The 18,062-nt window shown below is 51.6% G+C and carries 14 protein-coding genes and 5 tRNA genes; 8 read left to right on the forward strand and 11 right to left on the reverse strand.

The window, feature by feature from the left end:
- Nucleotide 1 precedes the first annotated feature (1 nt).
- From ptsP to glk, 6 genes are all read right to left on the reverse strand, one after another.
- The gene (ptsP, locus tag FFT88_RS10115) at nucleotides 2–2,497 is read right to left on the reverse strand and encodes a phosphoenolpyruvate--protein phosphotransferase (protein WP_135404671.1); all 2,496 of its coding nucleotides are present in this window, start codon (nucleotides 2,495–2,497) and stop codon (nucleotides 2–4) included.
- 24 nt (nucleotides 2,498–2,521) lie between these two features.
- Nucleotides 2,522–3,559: an aminopeptidase gene (ypdE, locus tag FFT88_RS10120; RefSeq protein ID WP_135404670.1), complete on the reverse strand. Its 1,038-nt coding sequence runs from the start codon at nucleotides 3,557–3,559 to the stop codon at nucleotides 2,522–2,524.
- Nucleotides 3,559–4,644, reverse strand: coding sequence for an aminopeptidase (gene ypdF / locus FFT88_RS10125; protein WP_135404669.1), 1,086 nt, complete (start codon nucleotides 4,642–4,644; stop codon nucleotides 3,559–3,561). The genes ypdE and ypdF overlap by 1 nt, the downstream gene beginning before the upstream one ends.
- Nucleotides 4,645–4,659: 15 nt before the next feature.
- Nucleotides 4,660–5,907: a PTS fructose transporter subunit IIC gene (locus tag FFT88_RS10130; protein WP_000985352.1), complete on the reverse strand. Its 1,248-nt coding sequence runs from the start codon at nucleotides 5,905–5,907 to the stop codon at nucleotides 4,660–4,662.
- A 21-nt stretch (nucleotides 5,908–5,928) separates the two neighbouring features.
- Entirely contained in the window at nucleotides 5,929–6,255 is a 327-nt protein-coding gene (locus tag FFT88_RS10135; protein WP_000038455.1) for a PTS fructose transporter subunit IIB, read from the reverse strand.
- A 218-nt stretch (nucleotides 6,256–6,473) separates the two neighbouring features.
- Complete coding sequence (gene glk / locus FFT88_RS10140) at nucleotides 6,474–7,439, reverse strand: glucokinase (protein ID WP_130216883.1); 966 nt, start codon at nucleotides 7,437–7,439, stop codon at nucleotides 6,474–6,476.
- A 204-nt stretch (nucleotides 7,440–7,643) separates the two neighbouring features.
- On the opposite strand from glk, the gene FFT88_RS10145 reads away from it, so the two are divergent.
- Both FFT88_RS10145 and ypeC read left to right on the forward strand, forming a co-directional pair.
- Nucleotides 7,644–8,900 carry an ion channel protein gene (locus FFT88_RS10145; RefSeq protein ID WP_135404668.1) on the forward strand — a complete coding sequence of 419 codons (1,257 nt, stop codon included), beginning with the start codon at nucleotides 7,644–7,646 and terminating at the stop codon, nucleotides 8,898–8,900.
- 114 nt (nucleotides 8,901–9,014) lie between these two features.
- A complete protein-coding gene (gene ypeC, locus FFT88_RS10150; protein ID WP_130216879.1) occupies nucleotides 9,015–9,341 on the forward strand; it encodes a DUF2502 domain-containing protein YpeC in 327 nt (108 codons plus the stop codon).
- Between the two features lie 240 nt (nucleotides 9,342–9,581).
- On the opposite strand, the gene FFT88_RS10155 is transcribed toward ypeC, so the two are convergent.
- Complete coding sequence (locus FFT88_RS10155; RefSeq protein WP_130216878.1) at nucleotides 9,582–10,820, reverse strand: Nramp family divalent metal transporter; 1,239 nt, start codon at nucleotides 10,818–10,820, stop codon at nucleotides 9,582–9,584.
- 335 nt (nucleotides 10,821–11,155) lie between these two features.
- Here FFT88_RS10155 and nupC point away from each other — a divergent pair, with 335 nt between their 5' ends.
- Nucleotides 11,156–12,358 (forward strand): nucleoside permease NupC, encoded by a 1,203-nt coding sequence (nupC, locus tag FFT88_RS10160; protein ID WP_064526382.1) that lies wholly within the window; start codon nucleotides 11,156–11,158, stop codon nucleotides 12,356–12,358.
- A 50-nt stretch (nucleotides 12,359–12,408) separates the two neighbouring features.
- Here the strand turns inward: nupC and FFT88_RS10165 are convergent, their stop codons facing one another.
- From FFT88_RS10165 to FFT88_RS10180, 3 genes are all read right to left on the reverse strand, one after another.
- Complete coding sequence (locus FFT88_RS10165) at nucleotides 12,409–14,598, reverse strand: sensor domain-containing phosphodiesterase (RefSeq protein ID WP_135404667.1); 2,190 nt, start codon at nucleotides 14,596–14,598, stop codon at nucleotides 12,409–12,411.
- Nucleotides 14,599–14,806: 208 nt separating this feature from the next.
- A tRNA-Ala gene (locus tag FFT88_RS10175) sits at nucleotides 14,807–14,882 on the reverse strand.
- Nucleotides 14,883–14,921: 39 nt separating this feature from the next.
- Nucleotides 14,922–14,997, reverse strand: a tRNA-Ala gene (locus FFT88_RS10180).
- A 220-nt stretch (nucleotides 14,998–15,217) separates the two neighbouring features.
- On the opposite strand from FFT88_RS10180, the gene FFT88_RS10185 reads away from it, so the two are divergent.
- Complete coding sequence (locus FFT88_RS10185) at nucleotides 15,218–15,577, forward strand: YfeC-like transcriptional regulator (protein WP_130207360.1); 360 nt, start codon at nucleotides 15,218–15,220, stop codon at nucleotides 15,575–15,577.
- Nucleotide 15,578: 1 nt separating this feature from the next.
- Nucleotides 15,579–15,971: a YfeC-like transcriptional regulator gene (locus FFT88_RS10190; protein WP_130216872.1), complete on the forward strand. Its 393-nt coding sequence runs from the start codon at nucleotides 15,579–15,581 to the stop codon at nucleotides 15,969–15,971.
- Between the two features lie 51 nt (nucleotides 15,972–16,022).
- Here FFT88_RS10190 and gltX read toward each other — a convergent pair whose 3' ends face one another.
- A complete protein-coding gene (gltX, locus tag FFT88_RS10195) occupies nucleotides 16,023–17,438 on the reverse strand; it encodes a glutamate--tRNA ligase (protein ID WP_130207364.1) in 1,416 nt (471 codons plus the stop codon).
- A gap of 258 nt (nucleotides 17,439–17,696) precedes the next feature.
- Here gltX and FFT88_RS10200 point away from each other — a divergent pair.
- From FFT88_RS10200 to FFT88_RS10210, 3 genes are all read left to right on the forward strand, one after another.
- Nucleotides 17,697–17,772 (forward strand) — tRNA-Val (locus tag FFT88_RS10200).
- Between the two features lie 44 nt (nucleotides 17,773–17,816).
- Nucleotides 17,817–17,892, forward strand: a tRNA-Val gene (locus tag FFT88_RS10205).
- 4 nt (nucleotides 17,893–17,896) lie between these two features.
- Nucleotides 17,897–17,972: transfer RNA gene (locus FFT88_RS10210), tRNA-Lys, on the forward strand.
- The last annotated feature ends 90 nt before the right edge of the window (nucleotides 17,973–18,062 follow it).

Here is an 18,062-nt window from a genome sequence, read left to right on the forward strand (position 1 = left end):
GTCAGAAGGTTAATTCCGTTTCCAGCAGCGTCAGAATACTTTGTGCATCTTGCGCGGCAAACAGCGACTGGCGGAAGTTTTTATTCACCAGTTTACGCGCCAGCTGCGAGAAGACTTTCACATGATTCATCCCTTCGTTAGCGCCCAGCGTCAGCATGATCACCAGTTCGACTTCGCCCATTTCTGACTGCCAGTCAACCGGTTTCACCAACCGGGCAATGCTGATACTGGAATGACGGATCCACTGTGATTTGGTGTGCGGGATCGCTACGCCAAAACCAACGCCAGTAGTAACAATCTCTTCCCGCTGCCAGACATCTTCTTCCAGCTCGAACGGATGCTCAGTACGCCCGTTAACGCCGAGGTTACCGCACAGGAACTGGATCGCCTGCTCTTTATTGCTAAAGTCCTGATCAACAAAGATATTCTCCAGCGCCAGCAGTGGGCGAACGTCTTCTTCCGGCGTAAACGCGGTGAGTAACGCTTCAATTTCCTGCGCGCTGCGGCATTCACATGCCTGACGCGCCAGTTCCCGACACGCTTCGCTATCCAGTTGACGAAGCTGGCTTTTCACCGCCGGAATGCGTGGGCTACTCATGCTTAACTCGTCCAGGCCCAGCCCAAGCAGTAGCGGAAGATAACGACTTTCACCGCCCAGTTCACCGCAAATACCTACCCATTTGCCCCGCTGATGCGCAGTGGTAACAATCTGCTGCAACATGCGCAGGAACGATGGCGTAATCGGGTTATACAGCGGCGATACGCGCGGGTTATTACGATCGACCGCATACAGATACTGGGTCATATCGTTGGAGCCGATACTGAAGAAATCGACCTCATCGCAGAAGTGATCGATGATGTAGCACACCGACGGCACTTCCACCATGATCCCAAGCGTAATCGTCTCTGCATGACGCAGGCCATCGCGCTTAAGCTCAACGATCGCTTTTTGAATCTCGCCCTTCACCCATAAGATCTGATCGAGACTGTGGACCATCGGGATCATCAACTGGGCGTTGCCGTAACTGGCGGCGCGCAAAATGGCCCGCAGTTGAGTGCGGAACAGGCCCGCAAATTCCGGGTAAATACGTACCGCACGATAGCCGAGGAACGGGTTCTCTTCCTGGGGAATGTTGAGGTAAGGAATGCTTTTATCACCGCCGATGTCCATCGTGCGGAAGATAATCGGCTTGTCGCCCGCCGCCAGTAATACCTGCTGGTAGGCTTCAAATTGCTCCTGTTCGTCCGGCGCGCTGTCACGATCCATATAGAGCATTTCGGTACGGAACAGCCCGACGCCTTCCGCGCCGTTAGCAAACGCGCCTGGGGCTTCCAGAGCAGTGCCAATATTCGCTGCAATATCAATACGCTTGTTATCACGGGAATAGGCCAGCTGCGCGGCGGCCTGCGCCTGTTGCTGCTGACGTTTATCCGCCAGCGTCTGCGCAACCTGATAATAACCGCTCACCGCGTCATCAGGATTTATGGCCAGTACGCCACACTGGGCGTCAAGCACCGCCGGTTGCCCGGCATAACGGGCAATCGCATCCAGCGGCAGGCCGCTAAGAACGGGGATCGCCGAGGCGCGGGCCAGAATCAGAGTATGCGAGGTGCGCCCAGTTTTCTCCAGAATCATGCCTGCAAGATTTTTTAAATCGAGGCTCAAAAACTGGCTAGGGGTTAAATCCTCGGCCACCAGAATGGTCGGTTTTTCGAGCACCAGATTATTACGCGGCTTCAGTTCCGGCCAGGTAATATGCAGCAACTGTTCGCTGATATCGCGAATGTCGCTAACACGTTCGCGCAGATAATCGCTGGCAGAAGCAGAAAGCTTGTCGCAAACCTGCTCCATATTGCTGATGATCGCCGCTCCCAGCCCCTGATGCTGCTCTGCCATCAGGCGACGGATATTGCCCGCGAATTCATCATCCTGAATCAGCGACAAATGGGCGCTTAGGATGGTTTTGCTTTCGCCGTCGCGCTCGCGCAACTGCTGATTCAGTTGCTCGGCAAGCGTTGCCAGGCTGTGCTCCAGCCAGGTGGAGTCTTGCGCACTGGCCGGGATCGCCCGGTAACTGTCGAGGCTGTCGCTCTGTAACAGGATCAGTGTACCCACGCCGACGCCGCTTGCCAGCACATTGCCGTACAGTAAATCCGGGTTAAGGCGGCTTAATGAACGCGGCAGCGGATGCGCCGTCAGTTCTGCCTGCGTTGGCTGAACGCTGTCGCTGTCAATAAAGCGCACCTGGATGTACTCTTCCAGCACGCGCCGCGCCTGCTCTTCATCGCTGCCGCTAATGTTCAGGCTGCAACTGTCATTAAATAAGGTGCCGGTGCCAATCAGCGCCAGCGAGCTTTTCGCATCTGCCTTTGCGTTCTGGCGATGGTTAATAAAAGTGACTTCACTTTGCCACTGGCTGCACTGCTCTTTAAGTTCCCACGCCGGACGGGCATGAAGACCGTTAGGCAAAGGACAGAGAAATTGAATCGTTAACATAACCGCTCCGGGTTAATCAGGAGATCATCTGAAATCCGTCAGTTGAACAACCGTCTCACGCGTAAGACGTTGAATAAGGGCAGATAAAAGTTGCTGCATCTGCAAAATGTCTCGGCAATCGGCAATCGATGCGGCGCAATGTCCGTGGCGGGTTGCTGGCCCCATCACCACTGTGGGTACGCCAGTGCCAGTTAAGTGCACCGCACCACCGTCCGTGCCGCCGTTACTGAACATATCCGCCTGTAATGGCACGCCAATTTCTGCCGCCACGGTTTCGATCCAGGCGGTAAGTTTTGGCGGCGCAATCAGCGACTTGTCGCTTAACACCAGCATCGGCCCGTTACCAATCTGGCGATGGTTAGCCGCGCCATAATCAAAGTTTTTCGCCCAGCAGGCGGTATCAAGCACAATGGCGACATCCGGCGACACCGCGCGGGTGGCAGTTTGCCCGCCGCGTAATCCCACCTCTTCGCTGGAACTTGCCACCAGCCACACTTCCGCAGGCAATTCGGCGTCGTGCAGTTCGCGCAGTAAGGTCACTAACAGGTAGCAACCGAGGCGGTCATCAAAAGCTTTCCCCATCACTCGCTGGTGGGGGAGAACCTGAAAAGTAGTATCAAACGTGACGCGATCGCCTGGACGAATTCCTGCCTGCATCACTTCGTCATACGAGCGCGCGCCAATGTCCACGCGCATGGCGCTGACATCATTCCCCTGCCGCTCGCCATCAAGCAGACCGGGAATTTTGCACTCTTCACGGGTAGTGATCCGCACCGACTGCAGCTGGCGGGCAGCCATGCGCACATTGCCAACTGGCAGCACATCAATCGCCCCTTCGCGGGAGACGCTGCGCACCATAAATCCCACTTCATCCATATGGGCGCAGATCATCACTTTCGGACCTGTCGATTCATTGAGGCGGATCAGCACCGATCCCAGGCCGTCAAATCGCACTTCTTTTTGCAGACGATCCGCTTCATCCAGCAGGATCTGCCGCACTTCCTGTTCCGACGAGGCGATCGCATCTGCCTCGCTCAACGCTTTTAATAGCGATAAATCCATTATGCCTCTCCCGTGAGCAACACTGTTTTCGGCATGGCGTAGAGCACTTCTGCGCCTTGCGGGGTGACCAGCACAACATCTTCGATGCGCACGCCCCCTTGCCCTGGCAAATAAATCCCCGGCTCCACGGTCAGTAACATGCCTGGCTGTAGCGTCGTGGTGTCCCGCGGTGAAAAACGCGGATCTTCGTGTACTTCAATGCCGATGGCATGACCGGTGTTATGACCGAAATAGTCGCCATAACCGGCTTCTGTAATGACCCGGCGCGCGGCATCGTCAACCTGCTGGCAGCGCACGCCGGGGCGAATCGCGGAGATTGCCGCGAGCTGTGCCTGCAAGACAATCTGATACACGTCAAACAGCGGGTGAGATTCGGCGCTCACCCCTTCGCCATTAACCAGGACGGTGCGCGTCATATCAGAGCAGTAACCCTGATACAGCGCACCGAAATCGAGAGTGACAAACTCGCCTGCTGCAACAATCTTGTCGCTGGCTTTACCGTGCGGCAGCGCCCCACGCCAGCCGCTGGCGACAATGGTGTCAAAAGAGGCTTTTTCTGCGCCCTGCTGGCGCATAAACCACTCCAGTTCAGCGGCTATCTCGCATTCGCTCATCCCCGCCTGAATAAAGCGGCGAATATGCTCTGCGCCACGATCGGCAATCCCACAAGCGAGGCGGATTTTCTCCACCTCCTCTGGCGTTTTGATTTGCCGCAGCACATCCGGCGTGGCACTTACCAGTTTCGCAGTGAGTTCAGACTGCCAGCGGTGCGCGTTTTCCCAACTCACCTGCTGGCCTTCAAAACCGAGCGTTTGCAACTGCTCATCGGCAATGATTTGCCTGACGATGGTGGCAAGCGTGTGCATCGCGTCGAGCAAATGCAGCTGGTAACCTTGCGTGCGGGCTTCTACATCCGCGTAATAGCGCGAGTCCACCAGAATGTGCGCACTTTCACGGCTAATCACCACATAACCTGATCCGGTGGAGATCCCCAGATGCGGCTGTTTGTTCTGCCGTGAGGAGAGAAGCACCGCATCCAGTTGTTGCGCCTTAAGCCAGTCGCGCAGCGAAGCGAGTAATGTCATCTGGATTTTTCCTTCTTACAGGCTATCGATTAACAATTTGCCTTTGCGGAACATCATCAGACGCAGGAACACCACCATCAGCGCAGTAATGATTGCTCCCAGCGCGATCCCCGCCATATAGACGCCCAGATTAGTGACCAGCGGCCACGCCCAGATAGCGGATTCCGGGAACCATTGCACTGCACCCAGCCAGACAGCAGCGGTGGAACCGACAATCGCGCCAACCATATAGGACGGAATGGCGGTGATGGGGCTTTCCAGCGCAAACGGAATCGCACCTTCACTGATCCCCATAAACGCCAGGAACATAGCGGTTTTACCCTGCGGATAAAGCTGGGCGTTGAACAGGCGTTTGCCGGTTAAACGACGGTCGATAATGGTCGCCAGACCCAGACCAATCGGCGGAATAACGATAGCGATAGAACGCGCGGTGACTGGTAATACATGGTCGGTGGTAAAGCTGAAGGCGACGAAACCAGCTGCTTTGTTGATTGGACCACCCAAGTCGATTGCGGTCGCCGCAGCAATGCCCATTGCGTACATCAGCGCGCCCTTCTCACCAGCAGCGGTCAGCACGGTACGGATACCGCCGTTGATCCAGCCACCAAACGGCGTGATCACGTAGTACATCGCCAGCATGACAAAAATGGCGGAAAGAATCGGTAGCAAAAATGTGGTTTTGAACGCTAACAGGAAATCCGGTAACTGGATTTTTTGGTTCATCCACTTCACGAGGTAACCCGCGACGATAGAAATAATCAGCGCACCAATGAAGGTAGACGGGACTGGTGAAGAGGTCGCCCACTGCATCGTGCTGGGATCAAAGTTCAGCAGTTGCGTGGGTTGGGTAGACATCAAGCCGCCGATAAACCCAGCCGGGAACGCCAGTTTGCCACCGATAGAGTTCGCCACAAAAGCGGCAAACATCGGAATGGCAAAACCAAACAATACGCCGCCGAAGGACTGCGACAGCCAGGCAAATTTCAGTAAGGAGAGGTCGAAACCGGAGAATTTCCCGCTATTAAGAGCATCCATGATGCCGATATCAGCAGGAATTTTAAGCCAGCTATAAGCAATCAGCTGGCTGAAAGCGAGGATCACACCGCCCATAATTAAGGTCGGCACCATGCGTGAAATCCCTGACATCACATGCTGCGGGAGTTCACCCCAGAAGCTGGTTTTAGAGGCCTGCGGATTCTTAACTGCCGCTGCCGCACCGGATGCGCCAGGCACAACGGTTGCACTGCGTTTTTTAATGGCCATAATAATTATCCCTGTCGAATATTACTGTTGTTCAGCGGCAATCATCTCTTCGATTTCTTTGATGATGCCCGCAGCGTTTTTAATTGCGTCCTGCAAAGTGATTTCATAAACGTCGCGTGATTCGAAACGTTCGTTATCTTCTGGTGTTACTGCCACGGAATGAATGATGATGGTCGCTTCGGCGATATCCTGCGCCGTCAGGCGGTTCTGGATACCATCCGCGCCCTGAGTTTCAATTTTCACTTCATAGCCGGCTTCCACCGCCGCTTCTTCCAGCGCCTGGGCGGCCATAAAGGTGTGAGCCAGGCCCATTGGGCAGGCACATAAGGCAATCAGTTTCTTACTCATCGTTATTTCCTCGTTCGTTTATAGTTGACGAATGAAATTATGAACGTGCAAAACAAATTGCCGTTACCAGACAAATAATGCATTTACTGGAGAATTAATCCCGTAGTGCGGAAGTGTGACGCAGGTCGGCCTTGTGAAGAGACACAAAGAAAAATTGAATTAACTGTTTGATTTAAAAGATTATCGGGAGAGTCACCTCCCGATATGACAGGAAGGATTTACAGAATGTGGCCTAAGGTCTGGCGTAAATGTGCACCGGAACCGAGAAGCCCAGGGTTATCGTGCACAATTAAATAGACCGGAATATCATGAACATAATCTTTAAAGCGCCCTTTATCTTCAAATGCGGCACGAAAACCAGAGGCTTTGAAGAACTCAAGGAAGCGCGGCACGATACCGCCCGCAATATAGACGCCGCCAAATGTTCCGAGATTGAGCGCCAGATTGCCGCCAAAACGCCCCATAATGACGCAAAACAGTGACAACGCGCGGCGGCAATCGGTGCAGCTGTCGGCCAGCGCGCGTTCGGTAATATCTTTTGGCTTGAGATTTTCCGGCAGGCGGTTGTCGGCTTTCACAATCGCGCGATACAGATTTACCAGACCAGGGCCAGAGAGCACGCGTTCAGCCGAGACATGGCCAATTTCCGCGCGCAGTATTTCAAGGATAATGGCTTCTTCTTCACTGTTTGGCGCAAAATCAACGTGACCACCTTCACCAGGCAGGCTTACCCAGCGTTTATCGACATGGACCAGATGTGCAACCCCAAGCCCTGTCCCGGCACCGTACACCGCGACAGGTTTACCTTCAACCGGTTCTGCGCCGCCAAACTGAATCAGATGCTCTTTTTTCAGCATCGGGATCGCCATCGATACAGCGGTAAAATCGTTAATAATTTCCAGATGGCTAAAACCGAGATTCTTTTTCATTTCGGCAATCGAAAACGCCCAGGTGTGGTTGGTCATTGCCACCCAGTCACCGGTAATTGGGCAAGCGATGGCGATGCAGCCATCTTTCACCTCGACTTTATGCTCTTCAAGATAAACGCGAATGACCGCTTCAAGGCTGGGATAATCAAGCCCTGAATAGGTTTTAGCCTGCGAGATTTCACCACTGGCAATATCACACAGAGCAAGACGTGCGTTAGTACCGCCCACATCACCGACTAATGCATACTTTGTCATTCTTCAACTGCTCCGCTAAAGTCAAAATAATTCTTTCTCACACTGTAAGTTCATGGGGGCATAACAACAACGCCGTAGAGGCGGGCTCCCTGTAAATATCGATCTGGGTCACACATTTACTTTATCGTTTCAGCACCAATTGCAGCGATGTCTTTATGCAAGCTGGGCAAACTAAATATCTGAACCCGCATAAAGGAATAGAACATGCTCCATCCGCGAGCCAGAACCATGTTGTTATTATCGCTCCCCGCTCTGGCAATTGGGATTGCGTCCAGTCTTATTCTGATGGTGGTAATGAAAATCGCCTCGGTATTACAGAATCTGCTCTGGCAACGACTGCCGGGAAGTCTGGGGATAGCCCAGGATTCACCGCTCTGGATCATCGGAATTTTAACGCTGACAGGGGCTGCTGTTGGGCTAGTCATCCGTTTCAGCCGGGGTCATGCCGGGCCGGATCCTGCCTGTGAAGCGCTGATTGGCGCGCCAGTCCCCCCCTCTGCGCTACCAGGACTGATCGTAGCATTAATTCTCGGTCTTGCGGGCGGCGTCAGTCTTGGGCCGGAACATCCCATTATGACCGTCAATATCGCCCTCGCGGTGGCGATTGGCGCGCGTCTGTTACCACGAGTGAACCGGATGGAGTGGACTATTTTAGCCTCTGCGGGCACCATCGGCGCACTGTTTGGCACTCCTGTTGCGGCGGCGTTGATATTTTCGCAAACCTTAAATGGCAGCCACGACGTTCCACTTTGGGATCGTCTCTTTGCGCCGTTAATGGCAGCGGCGGCTGGCGCACTAACCACCGGATTGTTTATCCATCCTCATTTTTCGCTGCCCATTGCTCATTACGGACAGATGCAGTTAGCAGACATCATCAGTGGTGCAATTGTGACGGCGATCGCCATTGCGGCAGGTATGGTTGCAGTGTGGTGTTTCCCACGGGTGCACGCGATGATGCATCAGATTAAAAATCCGGTCCTCATGCTGGGGGTTGGCGGCTTTATTCTCGGTATTCTGGGTGTTATTGGTGGGCCTGTTTCGCTATTTAAAGGGCTGGACGAGATGCAGCAGATGGTGACAAATCAGGCTTTCAGCACCAGCGATTACTTATTGCTGGCGGTAATCAAACTTGCCGCCCTGGTCATTGCCGCCACCAGCGGGTTTCGCGGCGGGCGAATCTTCCCGGCGGTATTTGTCGGCGTAGCGTTAGGTTTGATGCTGCATGCGCACGTTCCCGCCGTTCCAGCGGCCATTACCGTTTCCTGCGCGATTCTCGGCCTCGTACTGGTGGTAACGCGCGATGGCTGGCTAAGTTTGTTTATGGCGGCGGTCGTTGTACCTGATTCCACATTGTTACCGCTACTGTGTATCGTCATGCTTCCGGCATGGTTATTACTGGCAGGTAAACCGATGATGATGGTGAATCGTCCAAAACAACAGCCACCCCACGATAACCTTTAGCAAAAAATGCTCTCCCTTATGATTTAAGAGTTATGGCGATGAAACGGGGCTTTACCTCCCCGTAATATTGCGTTAACAGGCCGCTGACGGCTTCGATCGTGAAGGAGAATAACAATGTTCAGGTCACTGTTTCTTGCGGCCGCCCTGATGGCATTTATCCCGCTTGCAGCAAACGCAGGTGAAATTACCTTACTGCCATCAATTAAATTACAAATTGGCGATCGCGATAATTATGGTAACTACTGGGACGGCGGCCACTGGCGCGATCGTGACTACTGGCACCGTAATTATGAATGGCGTAAAAACCGCTGGTGGCGTCATGATAATGGCTATCACCGTGGCTGGGATAAGCGTAAAGCGTATGAGCGTGGCTATCGCGAAGGCTGGCGTGACCGTGATGATCATCGCGGAAAAGGCCGTGGACATGGGCATCGTCATTAAACACATTCGCTAATGGAGCGCAATGCCTGATGCGACGCTTGCGCGTCTTAGCAGGCCTACAAACCCACTTCATTTAACGCGTAGGGCGGATAAGGCGTTTTACGCCGCATCCGCCAGTGGTGCCTGATGCGACGCTTGCGCGTCTTATCAGGCCTACAAACCCGCTCCATTTAACGCGTAGGGCGGATAAGGCGTTTTACGCCGCATCCGCCAGTGGTGCCTGATGCGACACTCATTCAACTACAGCCCCAATGCCGTTCCCACCAACAACCAGATATTCAGCGTTACCACCAGCACCACAATCATCCAGCCGATTTGTTTAACCCATTTGCTATTCACCAGATCACCCATCAACTTGCTGTCACTGGTGAAAATCAGCAGCGGCACCAGCGCCAGAGCAATACCAAAACTGAGCAGCACCTGGCTCATAACCAGAATCCGTGTCGGATCTAATCCCATCAGAATGACAATAAATGACGGCAGCATGGTTACCGTACGGCGTACCCACAGCGGAATATGAAAGCGAATGAACCCCTGCATCACCACCTGCCCTGCCAACGTACCCACTACCGTTGACGAAAGCCCCGCCGCCACCAGACTTAAACCAAAAACCGTTGCCGCAGCATTACTTAACAGCGGTTGCAGCGTAAGGTAAGCCTCATCAAGGTCAGCAACACCAGTATGACCAGAAAAGTGAAACGCGGCGGCAGCCGTTGCCATCATCGCCAGATTGACAAAGCCAGCGATGGTCATGGCAATCGCCACATCCCATTTGGTCGCAGAGTAACGTTGCTGGCGTGAACCACCGTGTAGATGCTGGGTAAGCGAAGAGTGAAGATAAATCACGTGCGGCATAATCGTCGCCCCTAACACGCCAGCCGCCAGGAAGACCGCTTCCGAGGTCGGTAAACTCGGTATCGCCATACCTTTGCTCAACTGCACCAGATTCGGTTGGGAGAAAATCAACTCGACAATGTAAGCCGCGGCAACAAACAACAGAAGCCCACCAATCACTTTCTCCAGCGGTTTTTGCCCGCGACGTTGCAGCATTAAAATCAAGAAGGTGGCGATACCTGTCAGCACCGCCCCCTGCAATAAAGAAACACCAAGAATGAGTTTGAAACCGATCGCCGCACCAATAAATTCCGCCAGATCGGTCGCCATCGCAATAATTTCCGCCTGGACCCAATAGAACCAGACTACCGGACGTGGGTAGTGGTCGCGAATTTGCTCCGCCAGATTTTTACCAGTGGCAATCCCGAGTTTGGCCGAGAGGATCTGAATCAGCATCGCCATCAGGTTGGCCCAGACGACCACCCACAGCAGTTGATAGCCGAAGCTGGCGCCCGCCTGAATATTGGTCGCAAAGTTACCGGGATCGATATAACCAATTGCCGCAATGAACGCAGGTCCCATTAATGCGAGCCTCATCTTGCGCGCTGCCCGACCGCTGCTACTCTCAACGCGATAGTTCGTCATCTTGTGCCTCTAAAACATAGCCTTTGCTATGTTTCATGCTATGTCAAACGAGAATGATTATCAAATTCATTTAAATGGATTGTGGTGATTTCTCTGATAGACCAGGATTATGACTACGAAAAGATTGATGATTTGAATGTTATAATTATGTTTAATGTTAGCACATTTACATAACTTTCAGCTTCCATACACAACATAGCAAAAATGTATGACAGGTCACTATTTTTGAAGCTTGTCACAGGACGTCATTATAGTGTGTGTCAGATCTCGTTTTCCTTACCCATGTTACATAGAATGTGCACGGAAATTTAACCTGCCTCATATTTGGAGCAAATATGGACCGCGTCCTTCATTTTGTACTGGCACTTGCCGTTGTTGCGATTCTCGCACTGCTGGTAAGCAGCGACCGCAAAAAAATTCGTATCCGTTATGTTATTCAACTGCTTGTTATCGAAGTGTTACTGGCGTGGTTCTTCCTGAACTCCGACGTTGGTCTGGGCTTCGTGAAAGGCTTCTCCGAAATGTTCGAAAAACTGCTCGGATTTGCCAACGAAGGGACTAACTTCGTCTTTGGTAGCATGAATGATCAAGGCCTGGCATTCTTCTTCCTGAAAGTGCTATGCCCAATCGTCTTTATCTCTGCGCTGATCGGTATTCTCCAGCACATTCGCGTGTTGCCGGTGATTATCCGTGCAATTGGTTTCCTGCTCTCCAAAGTCAACGGCATGGGCAAACTGGAATCCTTTAACGCCGTCAGCTCCCTGATTCTGGGTCAGTCCGAGAACTTTATCGCCTATAAAGATATCCTCGGCAAAATCTCCCGTAATCGTATGTACACCATGGCAGCCACGGCGATGTCCACCGTTTCTATGTCCATCGTTGGTGCATACATGACCATGCTGGAACCGAAATACGTCGTTGCTGCGCTGGTACTGAACATGTTCAGCACCTTTATCGTACTGTCGCTGATCAACCCTTACCGTGTTGATGCCAGCGAAGAAAACATTCAGATGTCCGACCTGCACGAAGGCCAGAGCTTCTTCGAAATGCTGGGTGAATACATTCTGGCAGGCTTCAAAGTGGCCATTATCGTTGCCGCAATGCTGATCGGCTTTATCGCCCTGATCGCTGCACTGAACGCTCTGTTTGCTACCGTGACTGGCTGGTTTGGCTACAGCATCTCCTTCCAGGGTATTCTGGGCTACATCTTCTATCCAATTGCATGGGTGATGGGTGTTCCTTCCAGTGAAGCACTGCAAGTAGGCAGCATCATGGCAACCAAACTGGTTTCCAACGAGTTCGTTGCAATGATGGATCTGCAGAAAATTGCTTCCACGCTCTCTCCGCGTGCTGAAGGTATCCTCTCTGTGTTCCTGGTATCCTTCGCTAACTTCTCTTCTATCGGGATTATCGCGGGTGCCGTTAAAGGCCTGAACGAAGAGCAAGGTAACGTGGTTTCTCGCTTCGGTCTGAAACTGGTTTACGGCTCTACGCTGGTGAGTGTGCTGTCTGCGTCAATCGCAGCACTGGTACTGTAAGCGAATCCATTAAAAAAGCCGGGGATAATTCCCCGGCTTTTTTACGCCTGTTAATCAACTAATGGTTGCGGGCGACCAATTAAATACCCTTGCAGATATTGCACCCCGAGCTTATGCAATAGCGCCTGCTGCTGTTGCGTCTCGACAAACTCCGCGACCACACTCAATGACTTCGCTTTCGCCAGATCGGTAATTGATCTCACTATCATCGCATCCAGTGTATTAGTGACGATATCCTTAACGAAGACGCCATCAATCTTGATGATATCAGCCTGCAAACGTTTTAACCGTTCGTAGTTGGCATAGCCTGTGCCAAAGTCATCAATCGCAATACGGAAGCCAAACTTATGCAGTTGTTCGATATTGTACATACTGCTTTCTGCGTTAGAAAACGCCTGCTCCTCAGTGATCTCAATAATCACAGCCTCCGGGGAGACACGGTAACGTTTAAACAGACGAATAATTCGCCCGGCGATATTCTTTTGCAGCAGAGTGAGCGGCATTAAATTGACTGAAAAGCGCGGGCCTTTCTTGTCGCAAGGGTGGGTTGCCAGCCACTTCAGCAGGGATTCCAGCACCTGTAAATCGAATCGCGCGCTAAGGTTAAATTGGGCAATAAGCGGCAAAAATTTATCAGGCGTCATTATGCCGCCGTCGTATTTCAGACGCGCAAGGATTTCATCGTAACCTTCTCCATCCTTGTTGCGAATTGGCTGGGCATAGAGCAGCAAATCACCCTTATCTAACGCCTTACGGATTGTATTGAGTAACAACACCTGTTTGGTTGTCTGCCCGGATGCAATCTCTTCTCGATTATCCAACGCCAGCACGTGATGATGAACGCAGGATTGTTCTGCCAGCCAGCTTAACTGCCCCAGCATTGGCTGCAGGGTATCCTGATTACCGTCAAAACGTCCCCAGGCAGCACCATAGCCCATATCCAGCCCGGTGTTGTTCCAGTGGATTTGCCGACTGTTGAGAACGTTAACCATATGCTGTAGCCGCCCTTCCGTTTCCGGCCCGGTCAGTACCAACAGCAATTCGCCCCCCGGCAATTGATACAACTTTTCGTTTTCCTGCATCAATGGCAGCAATGTACGGTAAATTGAGCGGATACAATGAACGCGCATTACTAACCCGTAATGGCGACTCATAAACTCAAGATTATCAATGCGCAGACAGCAAAAACTCTTACCAGCCTCTTGCTCCTGCGATTGCTCCAGTGCACGAAAGTTGGGTAATAGCGTTAACGGATCGGTCAGTGCCTGCAAATGCCAGCGACGGTTAAGCCATTCGCTACGATAGTAAATGCGTACCATGTAAAGCAGGCAAACGCTAAAGGAAATCAGCACCGCGAGAATAAATGCCAGCGAATATTCTGTTTCCACCCCTTGTAAAAAATTCTGGTTGTAATTCAGGAGGAAAAGCGTCGATACAGCCCAGGTAAGATTTAAAAACGGATAACGAAGTTTACCGACACCAAGGGTAAAGATGATAAAGAAAACAGGTACCAGATAACCGGCGATAAAGTCGTTTTCATAAGGCGTGCACATCAAAAGTAGCAGAACGCTAAGAGCCGCCAGCCAACTTAAGGTAAATGTGCGTTTTTCTTTACTCAGCGACGGTGCGATATCTCTGCGCCACAATATCTGCGCAAAGTGAGGACTTACAATCATGCGAGTGAGATAGTAAAAGAGCATGTTGTAAATCAACACGGCGGTGAAAAGGCTTAGTAAATCAACGACCGTGAAAATCGCGTCGGCATCGCCGAAAAAGGTCGATATCTTTAGTGGGAAATCAAAGAACCTGCCCACGAGATACATGCTGCCTTTGATGCCGAACGGCGTCACCAAACCAAGCCAGAAGAGACGTTGCCATACGTTTCGGGTGGTTAATCCATAGCGCCAACGCGTGCCCAACTGCCAGCGTAATATTGCGCAGGCACACAGCACAGCAAACGTCTGGCTGCCAAGCATGACGGCGGTTTGCAAAAATGAGAGATGAAAATTCCACAGATTGGTGCAAAACATTCCGCATAAAACAGGAACGACACCGCGCCAGCCGAAGATAAAGAATATTGATAGCATTACGCACAGCGGCATCCACGCCAGGAAAATATAGTTGGAGTGGATAACAGCAAGTGGCGATATAAAACGGGATAGCTGAATAAGTACCACGGTGAGCGTAAACGCTAGTGCAAATATCTTGATATTTTTTATCAGGTTATGCTCCACAAACATGAGTACACTACTCTCACTGATCGGGGTTTTAAGGCACACAAATAATAAGTTTATTCGCATCGCGAAGCAAACAGGGACCGACCTGTTGCCGATATTTCATCCAATGATGTTTCCAACAGGCAACACTAACCTGGGAGGTAGACTGTATTACAAAAGCGGCAAAAAGCAGAGACAAAAAACCCCCGCTTCGCAGCGAGGGTTTGGAATTTGGTGGAGCTAAGCGGGATCGAACCGCTGACCTCTTGCATGCCATGCAAGCGCTCTCCCAGCTGAGCTATAGCCCCACGAGTCGTTTACGTACCAAATTTGCTGGGTGCAAAATTTGGTGGAGCTAAGCGGGATCGAACCGCTGACCTCTTGCATGCCATGCAAGCGCTCTCCCAGCTGAGCTATAGCCCCATCACGTAAAGCTTGTCGAGTTGACGGGCGGCATCATATGAATTCCGCCCGAATGTGTCAACGGCAAATTGCAAGGCGTAGTTTCAATCGCTGAAAAATCAGGCAAATGAACTATTTTGGATAGTCGCTCGCATTCAGTAGTTATTCCTGTCACGGTTTCTTGTAAAGTGGTGTTATAAAATGAACCACTAATAGACCCGCAATCATTCAGGGAATTGTTATGTTCAAGGAGAGGATGACGCCAGATGAACTTGCCAGGCTGACCGGTTATAGCCGCCAGACCATTAATAAATGGGTACGCAAGCAAGGCTGGACGACATCACCAAAACCAGGTGTCCAGGGTGGCAAGGCCCGACTGATTCACGTCAATAAACAAGTTCGTGAATATATTCGTAATGCAGAACGTCCGGACGATCAAAGAGAAGCTCCTGAACTGTCTGCCGATACGCCGCTTGAAGTGCTGCTGGTGACGCTGGCGAAAGAGATGACGCCTCTTGAACAAAAACAGTTTACATCCTTGCTTCTGCGGGAAGGGATTATCGGATTATTACAACGCTTAGGGATTCGCGACAGCAAATAATATGAAAAGATTACGTAATAAAATGACCACCGAAGAGCTGGCGGAATGCCTGGGTGTGGCTAAACAAACTGTTAACCGTTGGATCAGAGAAAAAGGCTGGAGAACGGAAAAATTTCCCGGCGTGAAAGGAGGTCGTGCCAGACTTATTCTGGTCGATTCGCAGGTTTGCGAGTTTATTCAGAACACGCCTGCGTTCCATAACACACCAATGTTGATGGAAGCTGAAGAGAGAATTGCTGAATACGCTCCTGGAGCACGCGCCCCGGCGTATCGACAAATCATCAACGCGATAGATAATATGACAGACATTGAGCAGGAAAAAGTCGCGCAATTTTTGTCACGTGAAGGAATTCGCAATTTCCTCGCCCGTCTCGATATTGACGAATCAGCATAAATAAAAAACGGCAGGATATTATCTCCTGCCGTTTATCTTTTTACACGCTAATTACTGCTGGTTTTCGCGTTCAGCAATAAAGGCCAGCGCTTTGTTGATACGCTCAATGCTACGTGTCTTACCGATCGCGTGAACGGTAACATCCAGTGCCGGGGACTGCCCTGCACCGGTTACGGCTACTCGCAGCGGCATCCCAACTTTACCCATTCCCACTTCCAGTTCATCCGCCGTTGCCTGAATTGCGTGGTGAACATTTTCCGCCGTCCAGTCAGTGATAGCAGACAGTTTATCGCGCACTACTTCCAGCGGCTGACGCGCTACCGGACGCAGATGTTTTTTCGCAGCATCGGCATCAAACTCAGCAAAATCTTCGTAGAAATAGCGGCAGCTTTGCGCCATCTCTTTGAGCGTCTTGCAGCGTTCACCGAGCAGTTTCACCAGCTCAGCAAGCTGCGGGCCGTTACGGGTATCAATATTTTCCTGCTCGATGTGCCACTGTAAGTGAGTAGCCACATACTCCGGCGGCAGCGCGTTAATATAGTGATGGTTCAACCACAGCAGTTTGTCAGTGTTGAACGCACTGGCAGATTTGCTGACGGCATTCAGGGTGAAGTACTTGATCATCTCTTCACGAGTGAAGATTTCCTGATCGCCGTGGGACCAGCCCAGACGCACCAGATAGTTCAGCAGTGCTTCTGGCAGATAGCCGTCGTCGCGGTACTGCATTACGCTGACTGCACCGTGACGTTTGGACAATTTTTTACCGTCATCACCGTTGATCATAGAAACGTGCGCGTAAACCGGCACCGGCGCTTTCAGGGCCTTAAGAATGTTGATCTGGCGTGGCGTGTTGTTGATATGGTCTTCACCACGGATGACGTGAGTAATTTCCATATCCCAGTCGTCGACAACCACACAGAAGTTATAGGTCGGAGAACCATCGGTACGGCGGATAATCAGATCATCCAGCTCCTGGTTGCTGAACTCGATCGGACCACGGATCTGATCGTCAAAAACAACGGAACCTTCCTGTGGGTTAGCAAAACGTACAACGCACGGTTCATCATCAGCGTGATGCTCATGGCTGTGGCGGCAACGGCCGTCATAACGCGGTTTCTCGCCTTTTGCCATCTGCTCTTCACGCAGCGCTTCGAGGCGCTCTTTAGAGCAGTAGCATTTATAGGCAGTACCCTCTTCCAGCATCTGATCGATAACCGCGTTATAGCGATCGAAACGTTTGGTCTGGAAGTACGGGCCTTCATCCCACTCCAGACTCAGCCAGTTCATGCCATCCATAATGGCTTCGATAGCTTCCGGCGTGGAACGCTCAAGATCGGTGTCTTCAATACGCAGCACGAACTCACCGCCGTGGTTACGTGCAAAAAGCCAGGAGTAAAGAGCAGTACGCGCGCCGCCAACGTGCAGATAGCCTGTTGGGCTTGGCGCGAAGCGAGTTTTGATTTTCATGAAATGGCCTTACGTTTAGAAAGATGCCGACAACCGGCAAATCCTGGAAAAATTGAGTGGGCGATATTCTATCACTCCCGCCTGATTCCTCAATGTAGTTCGGGTTGCTACCTTACGCATTATTGTTTTCGTTGACAAATTGCGCAACGCGGTCTGTTTTGCGATCACCTTGCTTAAATTTACGACGAACAAACAATTTCTTTAGAAAATGCGTTGACTCATTTCCAACTCTCCCTATAATGCGACTCCACACAGCGGGGGTGATTAGCTCAGCTGGGAGAGCACCTCCCTTACAAGGAGGGGGTCGGCGGTTCGATCCCGTCATCACCCACCAACTACTTTATGTAGTCTCCGCCGTGTAGCAAGAAATTGAGAAGTGGGTGATTAGCTCAGCTGGGAGAGCACCTCCCTTACAAGGAGGGGGTCGGCGGTTCGATCCCGTCATCACCCACCACTTCGGGTCGTTAGCTCAGTTGGTAGAGCAGTTGACTTTTAATCAATTGGTCGCAGGTTCGAATCCTGCACGACCCACCAATGTAAAAAGGCGCCCTAAAGGCGCTTTTTTGCTATCTGCGATATTCCTTCACGCGATCAAAGCATTAACCAACCTCTCCAGCGCAGGCG

The organism is Escherichia sp. E4930 (assembly GCF_005845405.1).
Lineage (GTDB): Bacteria > Pseudomonadota > Gammaproteobacteria > Enterobacterales > Enterobacteriaceae > Escherichia.